Below are 23,188 nucleotides of genomic sequence, written 5' to 3' on the forward strand. Positions count from 1 at the left end.
TGCGTATCGGACCGTCCGGAGTCGGACCGTCCGAGCGGCGGTCATCAGTCCGCAGTCTGCGTCACGTCCCTCGTCACCTGGCGCAGGAGCGGCTTGCTGCAGGCGATCGCGGCCAGCATGGCGAGCGCGCCGACGACCACGCAGGCGGCGAGCTGGACGGCGCCGGAGGTGTTCATCGAGATCCCGGCCAGCTTGTTGAACTGGTACGCGCCGTAGACGCCCATCGCGGTGGTGCCACCGGCCAGGACGGTCAGGGGAAGGACCGTCTCGCGGATCCGCGCCCGGTCCAGCATCTTCAGCGGGGTGCCGGCCAGCCGCAGCAGGCCGTAGACACGGCGTCGGTCGAGGACGTTCGCGGCGGCGGTCAGCCCGGCCGAGGCGGCCGCGACGACGAAGCTCATGACCAGGGTGGCGATGCCTACCACACCGACGCGGTCCGCGCTCACGTTGTCCGGGGCGCTCACATAGTCCTGGCTGAACGGCAGCAGGCCCGCCCCGAGGGGTGTCAGCGCGGTGAGCGCGGTGTCCACCTGGTCCTCGCCCCCGGAGACTTGGGCGATCAGGCCCGCGCTGCCGCTCAGCACAGTGTCGAAGTCGTCCTCGGAGGGGACCTTGACGGTGGCGGTGACGCCCGCTTCCCGCAGCAGGGCACGGGCCTCCGTGGCCGCGTGCCGGGCGGCGGCGCTGTCCGCGGTCACCACGGCGACCTGGCCGTGGTTGGCGGAAGCGTCGATGTCCAGCCCGATGACGGAGAAGAAGCCGGCCACGAATCCGGCCAGGACCAGGCCGCTGACGGTGCGCCAGGCGCCGCGCGGGTCGTCGCTGAGCCGTCGGGCCGCCAGCAGGGTCGCCGGGCGGCGGGCGAAGCGGCCCGCGATCCGGCCCAGCCGGTCCACCACCCATGGGCCGAACAGCCAGAACGCGCCGTAGAACAGCGCCAGCATGGCGATCAGCTGCGGGATCTTGAGCTGGCCGCCCTGCGTGGAGAAGAAGACGTATCCCAACACGACGGCGAACAGCACGAGGCGGATCATGCGGGTGCGGCGCGGATCGGCCTGCTGGGCGACGCCGAGCGGTGAGGTGGCCACCTGGCGCAGCATCGACACGGCGCTGACGGTGATGAGCGCGGTGACCGACGCCACCACCGCGGCGAGCCAGGGCAGTCCCACCCACAGCCGGCCGGTGTACCAGCTGCCGATGCCGTAGGGGATCTGTGCGAGGGCGGGCAGCAGGGCCGTGTAGGCGAGCGCGCCCGTCAGCGCTCCGGCCGCGCCCACGGTCGCCGCCTCCGCGGCGGTCATCGCGATGATCTGCCGCGGGGTGGCCCCGGCCAGCCGCAGCGCGGCGAGCCGCTGCTCACGCCGTGCGGCGCCCAGCCTTCCGGCTGCCGCGGCCAGCACGATCACGGGCGCCACCAGCAGCGTCGCGCCCAGTACCGCCATCTGCTGGTCGCTGGCGGTGAAGATGCTCGGCTTGGGCTTGGCCGCGGAGAACCCGACGATGTGGGCCCGGTCGGTCTGCCCCTCGTCGAACCAGTTGTCTCCGCCGGCCGCCTTGGACACCGCCGGGTCGGACGGGGCCCGGCCCACCACGGCCACCAGCTCGTCAGGAGAGGCGAGTCCGGCCGCGCCGATGGTGCCGTAGGACGCCGGTTTCGGGAAGCGGTCGGCCAGTTGGTCTGCGGGCAGTTTGTGGATCAACTCGGCCAGTGCGGGGGACAGGTAGACCTCGCCCTTCTTCGGGAAGGCGCTCAGACCAGGCGGGGCGGGGGTTGCCTCGCGGCCGGGCAGCTGGGCCAGCGACACCACGGAGACGGGATCGTGGCGGACGTACGTCGTGGTCATCGCCTGGACGGCGGTCGCCCGCCCGGCGGAGACGGCGGCCGGGGTGCGCCAGGTCGTGTGATCGGCGCGAGCACCGGAGCCGAGGGAGGCGGCGATCATCACCAGCAGTACGAACGCGCCGACGGCGGCGGCTCCTGCGGCAAGCAGGTGGCTCTGCAGACCGCGGCGGCCGGAGGACCTGGTCAGATGCCAGGTCAGGGGCAGGACAGGGGAAGGCATGCAAGTCTCCGGGGCTCTGGTCAGGCGACGGTGTATTGGGTGTGACCGCTGATCCGGCCGTCGCGGACCTGGAGGATCCGGTCGCAGTGGGCCGCGACGTCGGCGTCGTGGGTGACCATGACCAGGGCGGCGCCCGTGTCCCGGGTGGCGAAGGTCAGCAACTGGATCACCTCCGTGCTGGTGGTCTGGTCGAGGGCGCCGGTGGGTTCGTCGGCGAAGACCACGTCGGGTTCGACGGCCAGGGCGCGGGCGATGGCGACGCGTTGGGCCTGGCCGCCGGAGAGTTGGCCGGGGCGGCGCTGTTCCAGGCCGGCGAGGCCGAGCGGCGCGAACCAGCGGCGGGCCCGTTCGATGGCCTGCCTGCGGGGTGTGCCCTCCAGCATCAGCGGCAGCGCGGCGTTCTCCTCGGCGGGCAGTTCGGGCAGGAGCTGGCCGAACTGGAAGACGAACCCGAACCGCTTGCGGCGCAGCGCGCTGAGCCGGTTCTCGCCGAGGTTGTCGATGCGCTCGCCGCGCAGCAGCACCTGGCCGTCGTCCGGGCGGATGATCCCGGCGAGCGTGTGCAGGAGGGTGGACTTGCCGGAGCCGGACGGGCCCATGATGGCCAGTGAGTCGCGCTCACCGACCTGGACGTCCACACCGGCCAGCGCGGTGGTGGAGCCGTACTTCTTGGTCAGGCCGTGACCGGCCAGGACGATGCTCATGGGGCGGCTGCTCCAAGGTGTGTGGTCAGCGTTGGAAGGTCCAGGTGACGGAGGAGTCCGTCACCTGGATCCCGGACGACGGACGACGGGGGATGGGGGATGAGGGATGGGGGATGCCAACGCTCTCGCCGTCGTTCTTCTTGCCGGTCCAGGTACCTCTGGCGACAGCGTCGAAGTCGGAGTCTGCGAACGCGACGGCGACCGCGACGGCCTTCAGGCCGGTCGGGGAGGACGAGGTGGTCGACTCGCTGTCGGCCAGCAGGTGGGTGCCGACACCGAAGAGGGCCGTGACAGCGGCCGCACCGCCGACGACTTCGCTGAGGAACCTGCGCCGCATCACGAACCCCTAGGCGTCCAGGGAAGAGGAGAGGAAGTGAATCCAGCCTCGCCCGCGGACACCGCCACCCGCCTCGGCCGAACGGCCAGCGTCGCGCCCGGGCTCCTTAGCCGTTTGGCCGATACCGCGGACGCCTCGGCCTCGAACAGCTCCATCGCGGATGCTGTGGTTGAGCCGGCGGAACGCGGCGAGGCGGACCTCGCGTTCGCTGAACCAGGTCTTGCGGCCCTCTCATGGACTGGCGGACGCCGACCCGACGGCGGGCGCCGGCGAAGGACCGGCTGGTGTACAGCCGCTTCACGCCGTAGCGGCCATCGTGGTCGGCGACGAACTGGAAGCGGCTCACCAGCGCGCCTCCCCGGCGATACACCACGCAGCCTTCCGCAGGGTCTCGCGATCCACCTCCAGATCGCGGACCTTCTTGCGAGAGCGGCGTTCTCTGCCTCCAACGGCGTCGGAGGCTCGGTCGGCACCGTCGCCGATGTCCCCGCGGTCGGCGGCCGGCGGCTGGCGGCCCGGAGGATCAAGGGTCAAGGCCCTGCCTCCTGCCGGGGCTCACGAAGCCAAATGGTTCGCGGATCAACCGACTGATTCGTAGCCTGATCTCCGTGATCACCCTTGGGCTTTCTGACAGAGCGGGGCGACGTGTTGTCCTGCATGAAGTAAATGACGAGAACTGGCGTGCTGTCGCGGACGTCGCTCCGCTGGACGAGCAGCGCCGATACGTGCCCGCGTTGGCGGCTCGCTACCTGCTTCTGTCGGTGCGGGAAGGCATCTGGCACTCGTTGGCGGTCTGCGCCGATGACGCGGTGGTCGGTCACATCATGTGGGGTCGTGACGAAGACGGCTCGTACTGGCTCGGGGGCATGGTCATCGATGGCACCGAGCAGGGCAAGGGGGTCGGGCGGGCGGCGGTGCGAACCCTCATGGAGTGGCTGGCCCGACGTGAGGACTGCCGGGAGCTTCGTCTGTCCTATCACCCGGACAACGCCGTGGCCGCGAGGCTCTACGCCTCCGTGGGCTTCCAGCCGACGGAAGTTGCTTCCGGTGACGAGGTCGTTGCCAGTCTGTCTGTGCTCGACGGCGATCCGAAGGACCTGAACTCCCCGTCGCCGTGACGAGTAGAGACGAGCCGAGCCGAGACGAGACGAGACGAGAATGATGTCGGGCTGGGTCAGTTCGCGGATGCGTCCTGCGCTCGGGCGGCCCGGGCGCCGTCCCGCCCACCGTGGGCAGCCTTCGCCGCTTCCCACCCGTCGTCGTGGGCCGGTGTGAACTTCCCTGCTGAACGCGCTTGTTCGAGCGTAGTGGCCCCGGGAAGCGCGTAGTGCGACCGGAACGCCGTCCACCTCTCGCTCTCCATGCGTGACCGCGAGTTCGGCACCCGGGAGACCGCGGGGCGTAGGTTGTCGTAGCGGACCTTGCCGGTCGGGACTCCGCCCGGCTCGCTGAGAGCGTGGACGTGGTCTTCGACAGGCGCACGGTGGCGCTGGTACGGAGCGGTGCGCCCCGGTGCACCGCCTTGCCGGAGTACGACAGCCGCAGCGAGAACAGGCAGCAGCGAGTGGGCACCCCCGCCAGCACGATGTGTCGCCCACGGCCGACGGCTCTTCGAACGAGTCAGCGCTGGCGGCGAAGGCAAAGGCGAGGGCACGGGCGGGGGCGAGGACGAGGACGAGGCGCCGCCCGGCTCGGCTGATTGTCGGCCGAACGGCCGATGCGGTGGTGAGGGTGTTGTCGGTATGCGGCGCGTCTTGCCGGTGAGGTTCGCAGTCCTACGGCAACCCATCTCCCAGTTGGTTCCTCAAGGGCGTCATCCTCGGGGCTGACACAGCGGCATACCTGGGACGGATGAGGCCTGGTTCGGAATCAGCTTCAGGTGGTCGGTACTTCGGCTGATCCGCGGAGATCGCACGAACCCGGACGATGAACAAGTCCCCCCAGCCACACGCAAGTTCGGACTCGCACCCGCGCTCCGTGCTGCCGGCCTTCGATCAGAGTGGACCCCTTGATCACCTCGCCGCCCGCTCCCCGTACTTCCTCCACGGCCACCCACGCCACCACCGATCTCTCCGAGACTGCCGGCCACCCTGTGGCGCGCCCGGCGCGCGCCCGGCCGGCCATGCTCACCGCCGTCAAGGCCGAGTAGAGCGGGTCGCGAAGACGGTCACGCCCTGGCTCCGGCGACGACCGTCAGCAATCAACTTTCCGCCCCCACCGCCTGTGCGGTGGGGGCCAGGAAGCGCCTGGCCCGCAGGCGAGCCAGCGGGCAACTCCACCCCTGGTGGTCTGCGCTCCGACCGGCACACCGAGTGTGCGGCACTTCGCTTTGTTTGCGGGGAGTCGGGTCGCGAGTGCGGGTCCGCGGAGGTGGTGATTCATCCGAAGACTGGAGATTCCATGCACCTGTTCCATGCCCCCGCCCACAGAAGGGCGGCTCGGCGGAGCGCCCCCGTCGCAGTCGCGGCCGGCACGGTCCTCGGGCTCGTCGGCGTGTCCGTCGGCACGGCCCACGCCGCGACCCCGGCGGACCACGGGCGCCCGGTCGTGCAGGTCATCGGCGGTGTCGCGAAGCCCGACGGTTCGTACCCGTTCATGGCGGGGCTGCTGATCAAGGGCAAGGGCAAGCCACTCGACCGGCACTTCTGCGGCGGCAGCCTGCTCAGTCCGGATGTCGTGTTGACGGCCGCGCACTGTGTCGACGACGTGAAGCCCAAGCAGATAGAGACCGTCGTGGGCCGGACCGTACTGTCGAACACGAAGCAGGGCCATCTGCGCAACATCCGCTCGATCACCCTCCACCCCCGCTACAACGGGGACTACGACGTCGCGTTCCTGGAGCTGGACAAGCCCGTCTACGGCATCGCCCCGGTCAACCTGCCGACACAGGGCACGGACGCGCTCATCCGTCCTGGCGTCAAGGCCACGGTCGCCGGCTGGGGCAACACCGACACCGAGGTGCCGAACCATCCGGACCGGCTGCGCGCGGTGAACGTCCCGATCGTGTCGCACATCGAGTGCAAGGCGTCGTACCCGAGCTACAACAAGAAGGTCCATGTGTGCGCGGGAGTGGAGGGGAAGGATTCCTGCCAGGGTGACAGCGGCGGGCCGCTCTTCCGCACGCTGAAGGGCCGCAAGGGCGTGTACCAGATAGGTGTCGTGTCGTACGGCGACGGCTGCGCGGCGCAGGGTGCTCCCGGCGTCTACACCTACACCGGCTCCGCCGAACTGTGGGGCACGCTGGGAGAGTCCACCAAGGGCAAGCGGATGAAGCGTCTGCTCGGCCGCTGATCCGGTGCCCGCGCGGAACACCTGTTCCGCGCGGGTCCGGGGGCTGTGGCCGCCGACCCGCGGATGGGCCTGGCCAAGGACTGTCGGGCGGCGTGGCCGGGGACCGACAGAGCATCAACTCCCTTGCCGCACGGCAGGCAGGAGGGCGATGACCTCCCAGCCGTGGTCCTTGCGCGGGCCGGTGCGCAGTTCACCACCGAGGGCGGTGACACGTTCGGTGAGGCCGACGATGCCGAAGCCTCCGCCGCGGGCGGCGTGCGGCAGCGGGGCGCCCCCGCGGCCGTTGTCGCGCACCGTCACGCGCAGGGTGTCGTCTGCGTGAGCGAGGGCGACGGTGACCTCGGTGGCGTCGGCGGCGTGGCGCCGTACGTTCGTGAGGGCTTCCTGGACGACGCGGTAGGCGGCGGCCTGCACTTCGTGGGGCAGATTCCGGGGTACCGAGGCGTCACGGTGCAGTTCGGCCTGCGAACCGGTCGGACCGCCGAACCCGTCGACCAGTTCCGCGAGCGCTGTCAGATCGCCCACCGGGCGGCTCTCGCCCGGCTCGAGCCGGGCCGCCCGCTCCGGGCCCTCGCGCAGGATACCGACGGTCAACCGCATGGAGTCGAGCGCTTCGGTCGCCGCGTGCTCGATTCCCGCCAGGACCGGGTCCAGACGGCCGGGATCACTGGTGACCATCATGCGGGCCATCTGTGTCTGGACCAGAATGCCGGTCACATGGTGGGCGACGAAGTCGTGCAGGTCGGCAGCCATGGCGAGGCGTTCGGAGCGGCGGGTCTCGGCGACCGCGACGCCGCGCCTGTGGTCCAGGGCACGCAGGTAGCCGCCGAGACAGGCGGCGATGCCGGTCAGCAGCGCTACTGCCAGCGCGAGACCCAGGATCAGGTTGTCGTCCTGGGTGCCGATGGCGTAGAAGCGCAGCGGCGTCGCGATGGCCGCCGCCCCGACGAGTACGGCGCACAGGCCCGCCCACCGTGGTGGCGCGGTACGGACGGTGATCAGCAACAGGCAGAGCAGGACGGCCACCTCACCCGGGCCGAACATGCGTATGGGCTCGGCCTGCCTGGCGACGGCGGTCAGGGCCAGGGAAGCACCCGCTGGTACGGCTGCGCGCAGTTGGGGAGTGAGCCGTCCCGGCCGACGGGCGGAGGGCCACAGAATCGCCGCGAGGCCGAGTGACAGGAGCACCAGCACCGGCCAGAGCGCCTTGTCGTCGACGACGGCTATGAGCACGTCCATGGCTGCCAGCAGGACCAGCGTGGTGATACCCACCCCACGCAGGCAGGACTGCCGACGAGACCACGTCGGGGTGGGGCAGGCAGTCGCAGGCAATGGATTCACATCGGTCACCGTAGGGAGGAGTGGTCACCCGCGCATCGGCCGATCGGTCGATGCGGAGCCAGGCGCAGGATCCCGCTTCCCCCTGCTTCCCGCGACGACTCCCGGGCCTGGTGGCCGGGATCACTGCGCCTCGCCAAAGTCAAATAATATTCGCTTTTTATCTTGACGGCTGCCACGGCGCGACTTAGGTTCGCCCCACTCCCTTGGGGATGAAACGTTTCACTAGGAGTCGACATGACCCCCATATCCCGCAGGCGCCTGTGCGCGGACGTCGCAGCGCTGTCGGTCGGCACGCCCGCGCTCCTCTCCGTGGCCGGGGCCGCTGCCGCAGGCACGACCGGTTCGGCAGGTTCGGTAGGTTCGGCTGTGACCGCGGACCACCCCGCGTTCCCGGCGATCGCTCGCGGATTCGCCTCCATCGGCGAATCCGTCCGGCCCAAGATCCGGTACTGGTGGCCGTGCGGCGAGATCTCCGCGGAGGCGGTCGAGACGGAGATGCGTCAGATCGCCGGCCGGGGCTTCGCCGCCGCCGAGATCCAGTGCATCTTCACCGCCGATCCGGACCGGTTCGGGTGGGGCGGCGCGACATTGACCGAGCGGCTCGAACAGGCAGTCGCGGCGGGTCGGCGGCATGGGCTGCGCATCGATCTGACCGTCGGTCCGGCCTGGCCCCTGGTGGTGCCCGGACTGGGCCCGGACAGTCGGCAGGCCGCACAGGAACTGACGTACGGCAGGTCGGTCGTCGCGGGCGGCAGTACGTACACCGGTCCGGTACCGGCGGCTCCCGAACCGCACACGGGGGTGACCGAGCAGACGCTCGTGGCAGTACAGGCGTTCCGCCGTACGGGTTCCGGCGGGGCGAAGCCCGTTGTGCTGGAGCGGAGTTCGAGGGTGGACCTGACCGATGCCGTGCACGACGGCGTCCTTTCCTGGACCGCTCCGGCCGGTGGGCAGTGGCTGGTCCTCGGCTTCTGGCAGCGCGGTACCGGACAGGCGGCCGTGGTCGGGCAGAGTGTCTCCGCTCAACCGGCCTATGTGCCGGACCACTTCGCCGCCGCGGGCGTCCGTGCCGCGACGGGCTACTGGGACGAGCATGTGCTCACTCCCCGGCTCCGCCGTCTGCTTCGGGACAACGGCGGTGACCTGTTCGAGGACTCTCTGGAGCTGGATTCCGCTCTGCACTGGACCTGGGACCTGCCGAAGCGATTCGAGAAGCTGCGCGGCTACGCGCTGCGCCCCAACCTGCCGGTGCTGTTCATCGACGGCATCCACCGGCAATACACGTCCGTGACCCTCGATGCCACACCGGACTTCGAGTTCACCGACGGGAGTGGCGCGCGCGTCCGCGAGGACTACTGCCAGACCCTGACGGACCTCTACATCAGCGACCACGTAGAGCCGCTGAAGAACTGGGCGCACGCCCTCGGCCTGCGATTTCGCGCTCAGCCCTACGGCACGACCATCGACACGCCCACCGTCGCCGCCGCGCTGGACGTGAACGAGACCGAGTCGCTCGGCGTCGGCACCGGCTACGAAGACGATCCCTCCCGGTGGATCTCCTCAGGCTCCGTCCATCTGTCGGGCCAGAAGATCTTCTCGCTGGAGGGTTGCGCGACCTTCAACGAGGCGTACGCGCAGACCTGGCCCGACATGCTGAAGCACTTCAACACCGCCTTCGCGCACGGCGTGAACCAGATCGTCTACCACGGGTTCGCCACGGGAACGGGTATGGGGGTGACGGGCTGGCCCGGATTCTCGCCGTTCACCACGGAGGGCGGCAACGGCTTCTCCGAGGCGTGGGGGCCGCGCCAGCCCACCTGGGCCGACACCCACCTCGTCACGGACTGGACCGCACGCATGCAGTGGGTCCTGCGGCAGGGCCGCCCCTCGGTGGACCTCGCGGTCTACCGGCACAGGTACGGCCCCGACGTCCGTGTGCCCGACGGTGCGGCCGGGTTCACGTACGACTTCACCGGCCCCGCGCAGTTGGAGGGCACCCGGGTCGGTGGTGGCCGCCTCGCTCCGGACGGGCCCGCCTACCGGGCGCTGATCCTGGACCGCCAGCCCACGCTTCCCGTGGCCACCGCCCGGCTCCTCCTTTCCCACGCCCGAGCCGGACTGCCGGTGGTGGTGGTCGGGAACCTGCCGACGCGCACCCCCGGCGCCCATGCGGCCGAGGAGCAGACCGCCCGGCTCACCCGCCTCCTGGGCCAGTTGCTCGATCAGCCCTCGGTGCGCCGGGTCGCCGACCAGCGTGACCTCGCCGGCGCGCTGAAGGCCCTCGGCGTCGCGCCCAGCGCCGACGTGCGCGCCGCTCCGGGCCTGCTGACCGTGCGCCGCACTCTCCCGACGGGAGAGCTGTACTACGTGCACAACCCCACGTCCTCCTCCGTCACCGCCGACATCCGGGTGGAGGGAACGGGCCGGCCGTACGAACTCGACGCGTGGTCCGGGAAGGTCACGCCACTCGGCCTCTACCGCACCGGTCGCGGCCACATCACCCTGCCCGTCGACCTTGCTCCCGCAGGCTCCACGGTGATCGCTCTCGACGGCCGCCGTGTCCGTCATGCCACGGCCACCACGGGCGGGACGGTGACCGTGAGCGACAGCGGACGTCTGCGGCTGCGGGCGACCGCCTCCGGCAGGTACACCGTCACCCTCGACGACGGCCGCAAGCGGCACGTGGTCATCCCGTCCCCGGGCGAGGAACAGCGCCTCGACTCCTGGCACCTCACCGTCGAGGACTGGCGCCGCGGCCCCGACGGCGAGCGCGCCACCACCGTGCACGAGCTCGACCTGGACCAGCTCTCGCCCTGGTCCGACATCCCCGGTCTGCGAGACGTCTCCGGCATCGGCACCTACACCACGACCGTGCGTCTGGGCCGGTCGGACGGGGCCTGGCTCGACCTCGGCCGGGTCACGGACACCTTCGAGGTCACGGTCAACGGCCGCCGCCTGCCCCCGCCGGACCAGATCAGCCACAGGCTCGACCTGGCAGGTCACCTCAGGGAGGGCGCCAACACGATCACCGTCCGCGTAGCGACCCCGCTCCGCAACCGGCTAAGGGTGACCGACGGCTTCCCCGGGCAGGCCGGGATGCCCCGTCAGGAGTACGGCCTCATCGGCCCGGTCAGCCTCGTCCCGTATCGCGAGTCACCGATCCTGGACACCACTACGGGAGCGGTTGCGGGCTGAGCACCGCAATCCGCCGGCGGCCACCTGCCCGAGCCTGACGTGGCCGGTCGCGGGGTGAACGTGCCCGCACCCCGGCAGGTCAGGCTCGGACGCGTTCTGGTCTGGAGGGTGAGGCCGGTCCATGGCCAGACGCTGACGATCGCGCCAAGGCCGCCACACTCTTCGCGAGCTCGGGAGGCCCTGTGGTCACATTCGGGTCCTGCTCAGGCACCCAGGTGCCGGCGCAGCCACTGGCCCATCTGTTGGACTGCCCGGTCCACTTCGGGCACGCGCCCTGCGCCCAGGACGAACGAGTGCTGTCCTTCGGGCAGCGGGTGGACCTCGGAGGTGACCTTGAAGTCCTGGAGGCGGCGGGCGAGTTGGGCGCCGTCGTCGGCGAGGGTCTCGTGTTCGCCGTAGTGGACGGTGGTGGGCGGCAGGCCGGTCAGGTCGGCATGGACGAGGCTGATCTCGGGGGCGGCGAAGTCCACTTCGGGCTCCTGCAGCCAGGAGGCCCGGAAGAGTTCGAGGATGCTTCTGTTGAGCATCTTGTCGTTGCCCTCGTTCTCGTCCACCGACGCGTTCTGGAGGGTGAGGTCGGTCCATGGCGAGACGCTGACGATCGCGCCCGGGGTCGCCTCGCCCTTCGCGAGCAGCCGTAGCGGGAGCATCACGGCGAGGGTGCCGCCGATCGAGTGGCCCGTGCTGCCGATGTTCTGCGGCTCGTAGCCCTGGGAGAGCAGCCATCGGTAGGCGGTCTCGGCGTCGTCGAGCTGTGCCGGGTAGGGGTGTTCGGGTGCCAGGCGGAAGTCCACGACGAGGGAGCGGGCGCCGGCGGCCTTGGCTATGTGGCCGGCGGCCTTGCGGTCCGAGTGCATCGAGGCGGTGACCGACCCGCCGAAGTGGAAGTGGAGGAGCGCGCGGTCGGGGTGAGCGTCCTCGGGAACGCACCACAGGGAGGGGACGCCGCCGGCGTCGATTTCGGCGTAGGTGACGCCTTCCGGTTCGGCCGAAGCGCGGTGGTTCGTCTCGACGATGTCGCGGACGACGGCGAGGTCGAGCCCCGGTGTCGAGGCCTTCGCACTCACGCTGTCCAGGAACTGCGCGAACTTCTGTGCCTCTGGGCTTGCTCCCATGGCGGTGCTCCTTCGCGGTTCGGTGCCATGCCCACTGCTCGTGGGGGGACCGGTTGATGTGCGGTAGTGGTCATTCGGTAGATTTCCGCCCCTTGCTCGGCGCCGCTCGCACACTCGATGCGTGACGCCGAGCGCATGATGCAACGCCTGGTGGGCGGAGGTCTGCGGGCGCGGTCAGGCGTTGTCGGGAGCCATGGAGACCACGACCTTGCCGGCCCTGGTCCGGCCCTGCTCGACGTATGCCAGCGCCTCGAGTGTCTGGTCGAACGGGAAGACCGTGTCGATGACCGGGCGGAGCTTCCCGCTGTCGTACAGGGCGCTGAGCTTGCGCAGCTGGGAGCCGTTGGCCTCCATGAAGAAGAACTCGTAGCGCACTCCAAGTGCCTTGGCCTGCTTGCGGACCTTGCGGCTGAGGGTGTTCATGAGGGCGCCCAGGGGAAAAGGGGCTCCCAGCTGCTTGGCGAACGGGGCGTCCGGCGGGCCGACGACACCGATGGCCAGGCCGCCGGGCTTCAGCACGGTCAGTGATTTCTGCAGGTTCGCCCCGCCCAGGGAGTCAAGTACCAGGTCGTAGCCGGACAGTGCCTTCGAGAAGTCTTCTTTGGTGTAGTCGACGACGACGTCGGCGCCGAGACTCCTGACCAGCTGTTCGGAGTCGGTGCTCGCCGTCGTCGCCACCGTGGCGCCGAGGTGCTTGGCGAGCTGGACGACCGTCGATCCGAGGCCCCCGGCGCCGGCGTGGACGAGCACCTTCTGTCCCGGCGCGAGGCGGGCGCGGTCGACGAGGATCTGCCAGGCGGCCAGGCCGACCAGAGGCACCGCGGCTGCCTCCTCGGCGGTGAGGGAGGCAGGCTTGGGAGCGACGTCGTCCTCGTCGATGGCGATGAACTCCGCGAAGCCCCCGATCCGAAGATCGCGCGGACGGGCGTAGACCTCGTCGCCGACCTTGAAGCCGCGTACGCCGGAGCCGACCCGCACCACCACGCCGGCCACGTCGTGGCCCAGCACGAACGGGCGCCTGTACTTCAGGAGGAGCTTGAACTCCCCGTCGCGGACCATCTTGTCCAGCGGGTTGATGCCGGCGGCGCTCACCCGCACCAGGACGTCGCGGTCCCGGACGGTGGGGTCGGGCACCTGTGCGGCACGTGCGCCGTCCTTGCCGTACTTCTCGACGACGAATGCCTTCATGCCGGCCGCCTTACTGCGTGGTCTTGTCGGTGGTCGACGCGCGTCCCGCGCCTGCCGTGACGCTACCTGCTGAGTATATGAAAGTAAACTCAGCTGGCGATAGAATCACCCCATGAATGCGTGGACCGAAGCTGTTCAGGACGCCGGCATGGACCCTCGTCTCGACCGGGACGTGTCGAACTGTTCCATCGCGCGGACCCTTGAGATCGTGGGGGAGAAGTGGACGATCCTGATCCTGCGCGAGGTCTGGTACGGCTCGTCCCGCTTCAGCGACTTCGAACGTGTCCTCGGCTGTCCTCGCAACCTCCTCGCGGCGCGGCTTCGCATGCTCGTGGACGAAGGGATCCTGGCCACCGGGACCTACAAGGAGCCCGGCTCGCGGAGCCGGCCCAAGTACGTGATCACTCCCAAGGGCATGGATCTGGTCCCGGCCGTGCTGGGACTCCTGCAGTGGGGTGACCGATACCGTGCCGACCCCGAGGGGCCCGCGGTGCTGGCGAGGCACCGCGCATGTGGCGCGGACGTCGATGTCCAGATCCGCTGCGAACAAGGTCATGCCGTGCAGGCGGAAGACATCGAGAGCGTTCCCGGCCCTTCCTTTCGCATGAAGCCCGCCGAATGAGGAAGCGCAGTTCCACCGCACCCGCAGGCTGCGCAGGTCCGCTCCTCCCCGCACACGGTCGCCCAGCCGGATCCGCTCGATCCGCAGGAAGCGGTGGCGGGCGCGGTCGGCGAGACGGGCGGGCCGGTGGAGGGGCTCAGGGCCGCGGGCCGCAGCCCGTGAGCCGCCGGCCCGCATCAGTGCCTCCGTTGTGACGGCCGCAGAGCCCCATTGCTTCGGACCTGGCCCCGTTGCCTTGTCTGCGCATCGGCCGAATGGCTGAGGCGGGACGGGGCGGTTTGTCGGTCGACGCGCGTGGCGTCACGAGCGGATCGCCGACTCGTGCCCCTTTCCCGAGGCGCTTCTCCTGGGCGTCATCTTCGTGGATGACGCAACGCCCTACCTGAGGATGAGCAGGCCCGTTCAGCCATCGGCTTCAGGTGGTCAGTACTTCGGCTGATCCGGAGAGAGCGGTGTGGACCGGACGATGAAGGAGTCCCCAGCCATGCCGCACGCGCGCACTGTGCTGTCCGCGCCCTCGATCGGAGCAAGACCTCGTGACCACCTCGCCGTCCGTTCCGCGTACTCCCACCCTCGCCGCCCGTGCCACCGAGCTGTCCAAGGTCTACGGGCAGGGTGACACCCGGGTGGTCGCCCTCGACCGGGTCAGTGTCGGTTTCGGGCAGTCCCAGTTCACCGCCATCATGGGGCCCTCCGGGTCCGGCAAATCCACGTTGATGCACTGCGTGGCCGGACTGGACAGCTTCTCCTCCGGATCGGTCCGGGTCGGTGACATCGAGCTCGGGTCCCTGACGGACCGGCAGCTCACCGAACTCCGCCGGGACAAGGTCGGCTTCATCTTCCAGGCGTTCAACCTGCTGCCGACCCTCACCGCGCTGGAGAACATCACGCTCCCGATGGACATCGCCGGCCGGACCCCGGACAAGCAGTGGCTGGACTCGGTCATCCGGATGGTCGGCCTGTCCGGCCGGCTCACCCACCGCCCCGCCCAGCTCTCGGGCGGCCAGCAGCAGCGTGTGGCCGTCGCCCGGGCACTCGCGTCCAAGCCGGACATCGTCTTCGGGGACGAGCCGACCGGGAACCTGGACTCGCGTGCCGGTGCCGAGGTCCTGGGATTCCTGCGTGACTCCGTACGGGAGTTGGGCCAGACCGTCGTCATGGTCACCCACGACCCGGTGGCCGCCTCCTACGCGGACCGGGTCGTCTTCCTCGCCGACGGACGGATCGTCGACGAGATGTACGAGCCCACCGCGGACGGGGTCCTCGACCTCATGAAGTCCTTCGACACTCCCGGCTTCCGTACCACCTGACCGACCCCCTTCCTCCCCTCACCTCATCGGGACCACATCACCATGTTCCGCACAGCCCTGCGCAATGTCCTCGCGCACAAGGCCAGGCTGCTGATGACCGTGCTCGCCGTCATGCTCGGCGTCGCGTTCGTCTCCGGCACCCTGATCTTCACCGACACCTACAAGAGCGCCACCAACAACCAGACGGCCAAGAGCTACGCCCACATGGACGTCGAGGTCGCGGAGAACACCGACTACTCCGGAGAGTCCCCCGGCATCGGCCGGAAGACGCTCGACGAGGTCGCCAACGTCGACGGGGTCGCCGAAGCCGTCGGACGGGTCTCCGGCAGCGCCTACGTAGCCGACAGGGACGGCGGGCTCATCGCCGGCGGCCAGTTCAACGCGGCCGCCAACTTCGCACCGGGGAAGGACGGCAAGGACCCGCTCTACGTGTTCGCCGACGGGAGCGGGCCCACGACGGCCGGGCAGATAGCGCTCGACAGGGGCACCGCCGACAAGGGCGGCTACCGCGTCGGAGACACCGTGCCTGTCGCCGTCGAGGGTCCGGCCAGGACGTACCGACTCTCCGGCGTCTTCACCACCGAAGACGACCTGGTGGCGAGGGGCGGCAGCCTGGTGCTGTTCGACACCCCGGTCGCGCAACGGCTGTTCCGCCAGCCGGGCTTCTACGAGTCCGTCACCGTCACCGCCGCCCCCGGCGTTTCGAGTGCCGACCTCGCCGCCGCCATCGGCAAAATGCTCCCGAAGTCCGCGATGGCCGAGACAGGTCGGCAACTCGCCGACGAGAACGCCAAGTTGGTGGAGGGAGACGCCACGCTGCTCGGCGGGATCCTGCTCGCCTTCGCCGGTGTCGCGCTCTTCGTCAGTGTCTTCCTGATCGCCAACACCTTCACCATGCTGGCGGCCCAGCGCACCCGCGAACTCGCCCTGCTGCGCGCGGTCGGCGCCTCCCGCGGGCAGGTCACCCGGTCCGTACTGGTCGAGGCGATGGCTGTCGGCGCGGTCGCCTCCGCCGCCGGGCTCGGAGTCGGCGCCGCCATGGCAGCCGTAGCACGAGCCACGGTCGATCTCGGCGGCGGAAAGATCCCGGACGGGCCGCTGGTCGTCTCGGCGTCGACCGTCCTGGTCGCGGTGGCCGTCGGGGTCCTGGTCACCATGGTGGCCGCCTGGCTGCCGGCCCGCCGCGCCGCGAAGATCCCGCCCGTCGCGGCGATCGGCAGCGCACACCTGCCCGCCACCACCAGGTCCCTGGTGCTGCGGAACCTGGTCGGCGGCTTCATCACGCTGCTCGGCGCGGCGATCGTCGTCGCCGGTGCCGGGGCCGCCGGCACCGAGGGCAAGGGACTCGTCGGGTTCGGTGCCCTCCTCGCGGTGATGGGTGTCATCGTGCTGATCCCGCTGCTGTCCCGGCCCGTGATCGCGGTCGTACAGCCGCTGCTGCGGCGCGGCTTCGGGATCTCCGGCAAGCTCGCGGGCCAGAACGCCGTACGCAGCCCGCGCCGCACCGGAGCCACCGCCTCCGCGCTGGCCATCGGCCTGACGGTGGTCAGCGCCATGACCGTGCTCGCCGCCACCCTCGGCCAGTCCACGGACAGGATGACCACGGACATCGTCAAGGCCGACTACATGGCCACGGCCGACGGGGTACGGCTCGACACCTCGGCGGTCGCCGCACTGCGCAAGGTCCCCGGTGTCACCACGGCGTCGCAGGAGCAGCATTCCTGGATGCGACTCGACGGCGTCCAGGAGGATGTCTCCGCCGTCACCCCGGCGGACTTCGACAAGGCCATCCGCCTCCCCGTCGTCTCGGGCTCGCAGGGCGCGCTCGCGAAGGGGCAGGTCGCCGTCGCCGATGACGAAGCGCGGGCCCACGGCTGGAAAGTGGGGGACACCCTGCCGGCGGTGTACGGGGACTCCGACAAGAGCCGCAAGCTGACCGTCGGGGCCGTCTTCGAGACCAACGCGGTCGTCATGCCGGTCGTCGTCTCGGCTGAGGTGATCGCACCGCGCGCCACCGGCACCGCCTTCGTCTCGGCGGTCTACCTCAAGACGGACGGCAGCACGGACGAGAAGGCGCTCGCCGACGCTCTCGCCGGGCGTCCGGGGATCGAGATCGATGACCGGCAGGCCATCCGCGACGAGTTCAGCGGAGCCTTCGACACCGTGCTGAACGTGCTGTACGCACTGCTGGCGATCTCCCTCATCATCGCGGTCCTCGGGGTGGTGAACACCCTCGCGATGTCGGTCTTCGAACGGCAGCGGGAGGTCGGCATGCTGCGCGCCGTCGGACTCGACCGGCGGGGTGTGACACGGATGATCCAGCTGGAGGCCGTGGTCATCTCCCTCTTCGGCGCGGCGACCGGCATCGCGGTCGGAGCCTTCCTGGGCTGGGCGGTCTGCGAGGTCACGAAGGCGGAGATCCCGGGATACGCGCTGGTGCTGCCGTGGGACCGGTTCGGGCTCTTCCTGCTGCTGGCGGCGCTGGTCGGCCTGCTGGCCGCCATGTGGCCGGCCCGCAGCGCGGCCCGCCTGAACATGCTCACCGCCATCAAGACCGAGTAGACAGTCCGAGCGCACCCCGAGTCGAGCCGTGCGGCGGTGGCGCGGGCTTGCCTCGCTCAGGAGGCGGCAATGACCCTCACCGCCCTTGGCCAGGCTGCACAGCACGGTGGATGCCCTGCCCGAGCCACCGCTGGTGGCCAGGGCAGGGCGCGGAGTCCTCAGTGGCGGTTCGTGTCGCTCCTCCCACGCCGGACATGGGGAGAACGCGCACGCTTCAGCCGGGGTCGCCGGGAGCCGCCTGCTGGGCGTCTCCGTCCCGTTCGGCCGTCCCTCCCAGGCACATCCGATTGAACGCTTCGAGGGTTTCGGCCATGTCGACGCTCGGGTCCAGCAGCCACTGCAACTGGAGCCCGTCCGACAGGGCGAGCAGCATGCGGGCCATCTGGTCGGATCTGACGTCCGTGCGGATCTCGCCCCGCTCCTGGGCCGTGCGCAGACCGTCCTCGATACCTTCCGTCAGATCCGCGTACCGCCGAGTGAAGAACGCGTGGGCGGGGTGCTCCGGATCCGACGCGGCGGCGGACAGGGTGACGAACAGGTCCACCAGACCCCGCTGCTGGGTGTTGTGGGCCGCTGTTCGGGCGACAGCCTCGCCGGCCGACGTCACATCGGCGCTCGCCTCGGCGTCCAGGGCGTCCCGCTGGGCGAGCACGGCCAGGAGCAGTTCCTCGCGGGAGTCGAAGTAGTGCAGCACACCCGCCTGGGACATGCCCGCACGGTCGGCGATCTCCTTGAGGGACGCGCCCCGCTCGCCGTGCTCGCTGAAGACGTCCAGAGCTGCCCGCAGGATCTGCTCCCGGCGCTCGATGCCTTTGCGGTAGGGGCCCCTTGGCTTGCGAGGTGTGCTCACGATCCGACGTTACTTCACGTAGGGATTCCTCCGGCCGTCGGGGCGCCTGTCGCGATCACGAGGAACGCGGGACGCGCGGGACGACGGCCGTGAGCCGGATGTCCGCCGACGAGCGCCCCACGCGCAGCCGGTGGCCTCCCGCGCGTGCGGCCCAGCCCTCGCCGGTCCAGGTGGCAAGGGCCTGTGCCGGCACACCGATGGTGGCGATGACCGTCTCGCTCGGGCCCGCCTCGACGGCGGAGAAACCGACCAGGCGCGGTGGCTCGGAAGCGTCGGCCGGTTCCAGGTAGGCCTGGACGACCTCGCGCCCTGCCCGGTCGCCGGAATTGCGGACGGTGACACGCGCGGTAAGTCCCCGGGCCATGTCGCCGGAGACGACGACGTCCTGGTAGTCCCAGGTGGTGTACGACAGACCGTGCCCGAACGGGAAGAGAGGGGCGGCACGCCCGCCCGCGTAGGCCCGGTAGCCGATTCTGCTGCCCTCCGTGTAGGCGAGCACTCCCGCGACCGGCCGGGTGGACAGGACGGGCACGTCCGCCTCCGCGGCCGGGAAGGTGGTCGGGAGCCGTCCGCCCGGTTCGGTACCGGTGAGGATGTCGGCGATGGCGTCTGAGCCTTCCTGGCCGGGGAACCACGACCACAGCAGGGCGGCGGGGCGGTCGGCCCAGGGGAGGACGAAGGGGGACCCGGCGTTGACGACGACGGCTGTGCGCGGGTTCGCGGCGCAGACCCGTTCGACGAGTTCGTCCTGCCGTCCGCGCAGGGCGAGCGTCGTACGGTCGACGTTCTCCGCCTCGGTGTCGGCGTCGCTGCCCACCATGAGGACGACCATGTCGGCCTTCGCCGCGGCGGCGACCGCGGCTTCCAGTTCCTCCTCGTCGCTGCCGCGCGGGACGTCGTAGCCGAGGCCCAACAGGGTGATGGGATAGGGGAGATTGCGCTGTGGCCGTACCCGCACCATCACCTCGCTCTCGCCCTGCGCGGCGGCGAAGGCGAAGGTGTGCGAGGGCGGGTTGAGCAGCAGGGCGGCGATGTCGTCGCCCTCCTGGAGCTGCTCGTGGGTCTGCGGTTCGTTCCCGGGGGTGTGGAGGGTGAAGTGCCCGGTGCCGAGGACGGACAGCCGGTGGGTGCCCGCCTCCTGGAGGGTGAGTCTGGCTCGCAGGGTCAGTTCCTCGACTCCGTCGCCGAGGACGAGGGGGAACCAGTAGCTCGCAGGGTCCTTGTGCTCGTCGGACATCAGGCCGCCGTCGGCGGCACGGTACTCCAGGCGCACGCCAGGAGCGCCGTCCACCGGATCGGTGGCCGTCGCACCGTCGAGCGGCAGGAGTGCGGCGTGCGGAAAGACGCCCTGGTGGACGGTGATCTCGACGTCCTCGCCCAGCGCCCTGCGCAGTCCTTCGAGGGGGGTGACGATGTGCTCGGGGGTGACGTGTGCGCTGCCACCGCCCTGAGCGGCGAAGCGGACCGCGTTGGGGCCGACGAGGGCCACCTTGCGCACGGCGTCCGGGTTGAGGGGCAGCAGTCCGTCGTTGCGCAGCAGGACGGCACCCCGGATCGCCAACTCCCGCAAACGGGAACGTATGTCCTGGGGGAGGGGGTCGCTCACCGGCCCTTCGGTGCCGTCGAGGGCTCCGACCCTGGCTGCGAGCCGCAGAATGCGCAGCACCTTGTCGTCGATCACGGACGGGGGGACCTTGCCCTGCTCGACCGCGGCCAGCAGGGCGTCACCCCACGGTCCCTCCGGGCCGGGCATCACCAGATCGAGCCCGGCCAGCGCCGGGCTCTCGGTCGTCCGGGCCGCCAGCCAGTCGGAGACGACGACCCCGTCGAAGCCCCACTCCTCCTTCAGCACTCCGTTCAGCAGCGCGGCGTTCTCGGTCATGGTCGTGCCGTTGACCGAGTTGTAGGCGGCCATCACGACCCACGCCCCGGCCTCCCGCACAGCGGCCTCGAAGGGAGGCAGATAGACCTCGCGCAGGGTCCGCTCGTCGATCCGGGCGTCGTAGGTCATGCGCTCGGTCTCGGAGTCGTTGCCCACGAAGTGCTTGACGGTGGCGGCCACGCCGGCCGACTGCACGCCGCTGACGAAACCGACGGCGGTGCGGGAGGAGAGGAGAGGGTCCTCCGCGTAGCACTCGAAGTGCCGGCCGCCCAGTGGGGAGCGATGGAGGTTGACGGTGGGGGCGAGGAGAACGTGAATGCCCATCTCCCGGGCCTTGAGTCCCATCAGCCGACCGGTCTCGCGGGCGAGGTCCTCGTCCCAGGCGGCGGCGAGCGAGCTGGGGCTCGGGAAGAGCAGGGCGGGCGGGGTGTCGCCGCCGAACGATGTTCCACGGGGGCCCACGGGCCCGTCGGACAGGGCGAGAGAAGCGAGGCCGGCGGCGGCGACCGGTGTCAGGGTCCAGGCGTCGCCGCCGGTGAGCAGGGTCACCTTCTCCGTGAGGGACATGGCGTCGAGGCGCCGGGTGAGATCCGCTTCGTCGACCTGGTGCCGACGGGTCATGGGAGGTCCTGTCTTTCGAGGGGGAACCGGGGATCGCGGTACCGGGAACGCCGTGGCGGGGGAGTGGTCGCACGGCGCTCCCGGGTTCCGCGGTGGCGGGGTCAGGCGGCGGCCGTTCCCGCCTCGACGTCCTGCGCCCGCCTCAGCTTCGGCACGAGGCATACGGTGACCAGCCCGGCCGCTGCGAGGACGGCGCTCAGGAGCATGGCGGACTTGTAGCCGGAGTCGACATAGAAGCGGGTGCCCTCAACGACCATGCTGTCCTGGGCCAGGGCCACGTACACGAGCTGGGTGATGACGGTGATGAACAAGCCCTGCATCAGATGCTGCAGTCCGTTGGCGGTGGCCTGTTCCTCGGGCGTCACGGCCTCGATGACGAGGACCGGCACGGCCGAGACGACCATGCCCATCCCCACCGCGGCGATCGTGCCCAGGAACATCAACTGGAGGTCGGTGTAGTGCCACTGCCACTGGACGAGGAAGCCCGCGGCGGTGAGCAGCGCGCCGAGGCCCAGGGGCAGCCGGGCGTCCAGCTTGCGCAGGGCGACACCGGTACCGAAGCCGACCAGCAGGATCAGGACGCTGGACGGGATGCCGATCACGGCGAGGTGGGTGGCCGACATGCCCAGGCCGTCGGAGACCTGAGGGATCTTGGGAAAGAGCGCCAGGAGCTGGGTGGTGACGCCGGTGCCGTAGACCGTCGCTCCGATGAGGGCCGTGGACAGCAGGACCGTCCAGACCGGGCGGCGGGCCAGCATGGTCAGGTCGAAGAGCGGATGCCTGCTGCGTGTGTCGGTGACGACATAGAGCAGCACGGCCAGGACGCCGCCCAAGGTGAAAGCGAGTGTGCCGGAGTCGGTCCAGCCCCGCTCGCCACCTTCGCCGATGCCGTAGGCGAGGGCCGCCGCACCGCCGCCCAGCAGAACCCCGCCGAGCCAGTTCACCCTCGTACGCGCCACGCGCTGCGGGGTCTCCGGAACGACGGTGAGCAGGAGCAGCAGTCCGATGGCGGTGGCGATGGTCAGCGCCCAGAGCACTCCGCGGAAGCCGTATGCGTCCAGCAGCCAGCCCGTGAGGAAGGGGCCGCCCAGGGCGACGAAGGCGATGCCGCTGCCGATCATTCCACTGGCCGCGCCGACCTGCTTGGGCGGGAACAGCTCACGGACGCTGGCGTAGGCGAGCGCTCCGATGGGCCCGTAGAGGCCGGCGATACCGCGACCGACCAGCAGCATGTCGTAGCTGGTGGCCAGGGCCGCGATGACGTCGCCGACGAGACCGAGCACGGTGATGACGATCATGACGTTGCGCTTGCCGTAGAAGTCGGCGAACTTCACGACGAATGGTGTGACCACTGTGGCGACAATGCCGTTGACCAGGATGAACCAGCCGATTTCGGCCGTGTGGAAGTGCTGGGCGACGGAGGCTTGCGCGCTCCCGCCCAGCAGGCCGGCCAGGGTGAGCAGCTGGGTCGGCCACATGAGGGCGAGGGCGACGAGCGCCAGGCGGGTTCCCATCCCGGCTGACCGGGATGCGGTGGCCGCGTCCGGTGCGGACGCGGGAGGTGTGGTGGAGGTAGGCACAGCGATGTGACCCTCTCATGGCTGGGGAGGACCTCGCGGCTCTGCGGTCCTGTGATGGTGACCGCATCGGACGCGGGACGGCCCGGGGTGATGTGCGGCGGTGGCGGGAACGACTCCGGCGGAGACGGCGGAGTTCAGCAGGGGCGGTGGGGGATCGCCCATGTCAGCGGATTGGAACCTTTCAATTCCGTGGCGGCCATGATGGGAATCGCCTGTTTCGCTGTCAACCTCTCGCCCGAGTTGATTTTCGGACACGTGGGGCGGGGGTGTGCGCGGTGTGCGAATCCTGGTCCGAGCTTGGTGTTGATCAGGTCATTGATCAGGTCGCCGGTTGGACGAGGAAGTTCTCGCATCGGAAACCTAGCGTTGTTCGGGATTCATGGCTAGGGTTTCGGCCATAGATTCCGAGCCGCCGTGATCGGGTCGCATCGGGCCGCGTTGAATGAATCGATTCATTCGACGAGTGGCGACGGATGATGGACATGAGCGCACCCTGTGCCCGGCGTGAGACGTGAGGACGCTTCGTG

General features: G+C 70.2%; 16 protein-coding genes. 7 read left to right on the forward strand and 9 right to left on the reverse strand.

Annotated elements, in window-relative coordinates:
• Nucleotides 1–44: 44 nt before the first annotated feature.
• From J8M51_RS32515 to J8M51_RS32525, 3 genes are read right to left on the reverse strand one after another with little or no spacing between them, the layout of a single operon-like run.
• The gene (locus J8M51_RS32515) at nucleotides 45–2,063 is read right to left on the reverse strand and encodes an FtsX-like permease family protein (RefSeq protein ID WP_086764114.1); all 2,019 of its coding nucleotides are present in this window, start codon (nucleotides 2,061–2,063) and stop codon (nucleotides 45–47) included.
• 20 nt (nucleotides 2,064–2,083) lie between these two features.
• Nucleotides 2,084–2,767, reverse strand: a complete 684-nt coding sequence (locus tag J8M51_RS32520) for an ABC transporter ATP-binding protein (protein WP_086764116.1) — start codon at nucleotides 2,765–2,767, stop codon at nucleotides 2,084–2,086.
• Between the two features lie 25 nt (nucleotides 2,768–2,792).
• Nucleotides 2,793–3,104, reverse strand: a complete 312-nt coding sequence (locus tag J8M51_RS32525) for a hypothetical protein (protein ID WP_256966331.1) — start codon at nucleotides 3,102–3,104, stop codon at nucleotides 2,793–2,795.
• A 608-nt stretch (nucleotides 3,105–3,712) separates the two neighbouring features.
• Between J8M51_RS32525 and J8M51_RS32530 the strand changes: the two genes are divergently transcribed.
• The 3 genes from J8M51_RS32530 to J8M51_RS32540 all read left to right on the forward strand — a co-directional run bounded on the left by J8M51_RS32530 (nucleotide 3,713) and on the right by J8M51_RS32540 (nucleotide 6,395).
• Entirely contained in the window at nucleotides 3,713–4,222 is a 510-nt protein-coding gene (locus tag J8M51_RS32530) for a GNAT family N-acetyltransferase (RefSeq protein WP_086764120.1), read from the forward strand.
• Nucleotides 4,223–5,112: 890 nt separating this feature from the next.
• Complete coding sequence (locus J8M51_RS32535; RefSeq protein ID WP_179203526.1) at nucleotides 5,113–5,253, forward strand: hypothetical protein; 141 nt, start codon at nucleotides 5,113–5,115, stop codon at nucleotides 5,251–5,253.
• Nucleotides 5,254–5,504: 251 nt separating this feature from the next.
• On the forward strand, nucleotides 5,505–6,395 hold the full coding sequence (locus J8M51_RS32540) for a S1 family serine peptidase (protein ID WP_086764122.1): 891 nt from the start codon (nucleotides 5,505–5,507) through the stop codon (nucleotides 6,393–6,395).
• A 114-nt stretch (nucleotides 6,396–6,509) separates the two neighbouring features.
• On the opposite strand, the gene J8M51_RS32545 is transcribed toward J8M51_RS32540, so the two are convergent.
• Nucleotides 6,510–7,667, reverse strand: coding sequence for a sensor histidine kinase (locus J8M51_RS32545; RefSeq protein WP_256966332.1), 1,158 nt, complete (start codon nucleotides 7,665–7,667; stop codon nucleotides 6,510–6,512).
• Between the two features lie 303 nt (nucleotides 7,668–7,970).
• On the opposite strand from J8M51_RS32545, the gene J8M51_RS32550 reads away from it, so the two are divergent.
• Nucleotides 7,971–10,931, forward strand: a complete 2,961-nt coding sequence (locus tag J8M51_RS32550) for a glycosyl hydrolase (protein WP_267299653.1) — start codon at nucleotides 7,971–7,973, stop codon at nucleotides 10,929–10,931.
• Between the two features lie 203 nt (nucleotides 10,932–11,134).
• Here J8M51_RS32550 and J8M51_RS32555 read toward each other — a convergent pair whose 3' ends face one another.
• Entirely contained in the window at nucleotides 11,135–12,046 is a 912-nt protein-coding gene (locus J8M51_RS32555; RefSeq protein ID WP_086755663.1) for an alpha/beta hydrolase, read from the reverse strand.
• Nucleotides 12,047–12,220: 174 nt separating this feature from the next.
• Nucleotides 12,221–13,234 (reverse strand): NADP-dependent oxidoreductase, encoded by a 1,014-nt coding sequence (locus J8M51_RS32560; RefSeq protein WP_086755664.1) that lies wholly within the window; start codon nucleotides 13,232–13,234, stop codon nucleotides 12,221–12,223.
• A 148-nt stretch (nucleotides 13,235–13,382) separates the two neighbouring features.
• Between J8M51_RS32560 and J8M51_RS32565 the strand changes: the two genes are divergently transcribed.
• From J8M51_RS32565 to J8M51_RS32575, 3 genes are all read left to right on the forward strand, one after another.
• Entirely contained in the window at nucleotides 13,383–13,856 is a 474-nt protein-coding gene (locus J8M51_RS32565; protein WP_086755665.1) for a winged helix-turn-helix transcriptional regulator, read from the forward strand.
• Nucleotides 13,857–14,392: 536 nt separating this feature from the next.
• Complete coding sequence (locus J8M51_RS32570; protein ID WP_086755666.1) at nucleotides 14,393–15,166, forward strand: ABC transporter ATP-binding protein; 774 nt, start codon at nucleotides 14,393–14,395, stop codon at nucleotides 15,164–15,166.
• A gap of 42 nt (nucleotides 15,167–15,208) precedes the next feature.
• On the forward strand, nucleotides 15,209–17,728 hold the full coding sequence (locus J8M51_RS32575; RefSeq protein WP_086755667.1) for an ABC transporter permease: 2,520 nt from the start codon (nucleotides 15,209–15,211) through the stop codon (nucleotides 17,726–17,728).
• Between the two features lie 214 nt (nucleotides 17,729–17,942).
• Here J8M51_RS32575 and J8M51_RS32580 read toward each other — a convergent pair whose 3' ends face one another.
• The 3 genes from J8M51_RS32580 to J8M51_RS32590 all read right to left on the reverse strand — a co-directional run bounded on the left by J8M51_RS32580 (nucleotide 17,943) and on the right by J8M51_RS32590 (nucleotide 22,595).
• Nucleotides 17,943–18,578: a TetR/AcrR family transcriptional regulator gene (locus tag J8M51_RS32580; protein ID WP_086755668.1), complete on the reverse strand. Its 636-nt coding sequence runs from the start codon at nucleotides 18,576–18,578 to the stop codon at nucleotides 17,943–17,945.
• Nucleotides 18,579–18,633: 55 nt separating this feature from the next.
• Nucleotides 18,634–21,081 (reverse strand): beta-glucosidase family protein, encoded by a 2,448-nt coding sequence (locus J8M51_RS32585; RefSeq protein ID WP_267299654.1) that lies wholly within the window; start codon nucleotides 21,079–21,081, stop codon nucleotides 18,634–18,636.
• Nucleotides 21,082–21,182: 101 nt separating this feature from the next.
• Nucleotides 21,183–22,595, reverse strand: coding sequence for an MFS transporter (locus J8M51_RS32590; protein ID WP_086762943.1), 1,413 nt, complete (start codon nucleotides 22,593–22,595; stop codon nucleotides 21,183–21,185).
• Nucleotides 22,596–23,188: the final 593 nt, after the last annotated feature.

Origin of the sequence: Streptomyces griseiscabiei (genome assembly GCF_020010925.1) — a bacterium.
GTDB lineage: Bacteria > Actinomycetota > Actinomycetes > Streptomycetales > Streptomycetaceae > Streptomyces > Streptomyces griseiscabiei.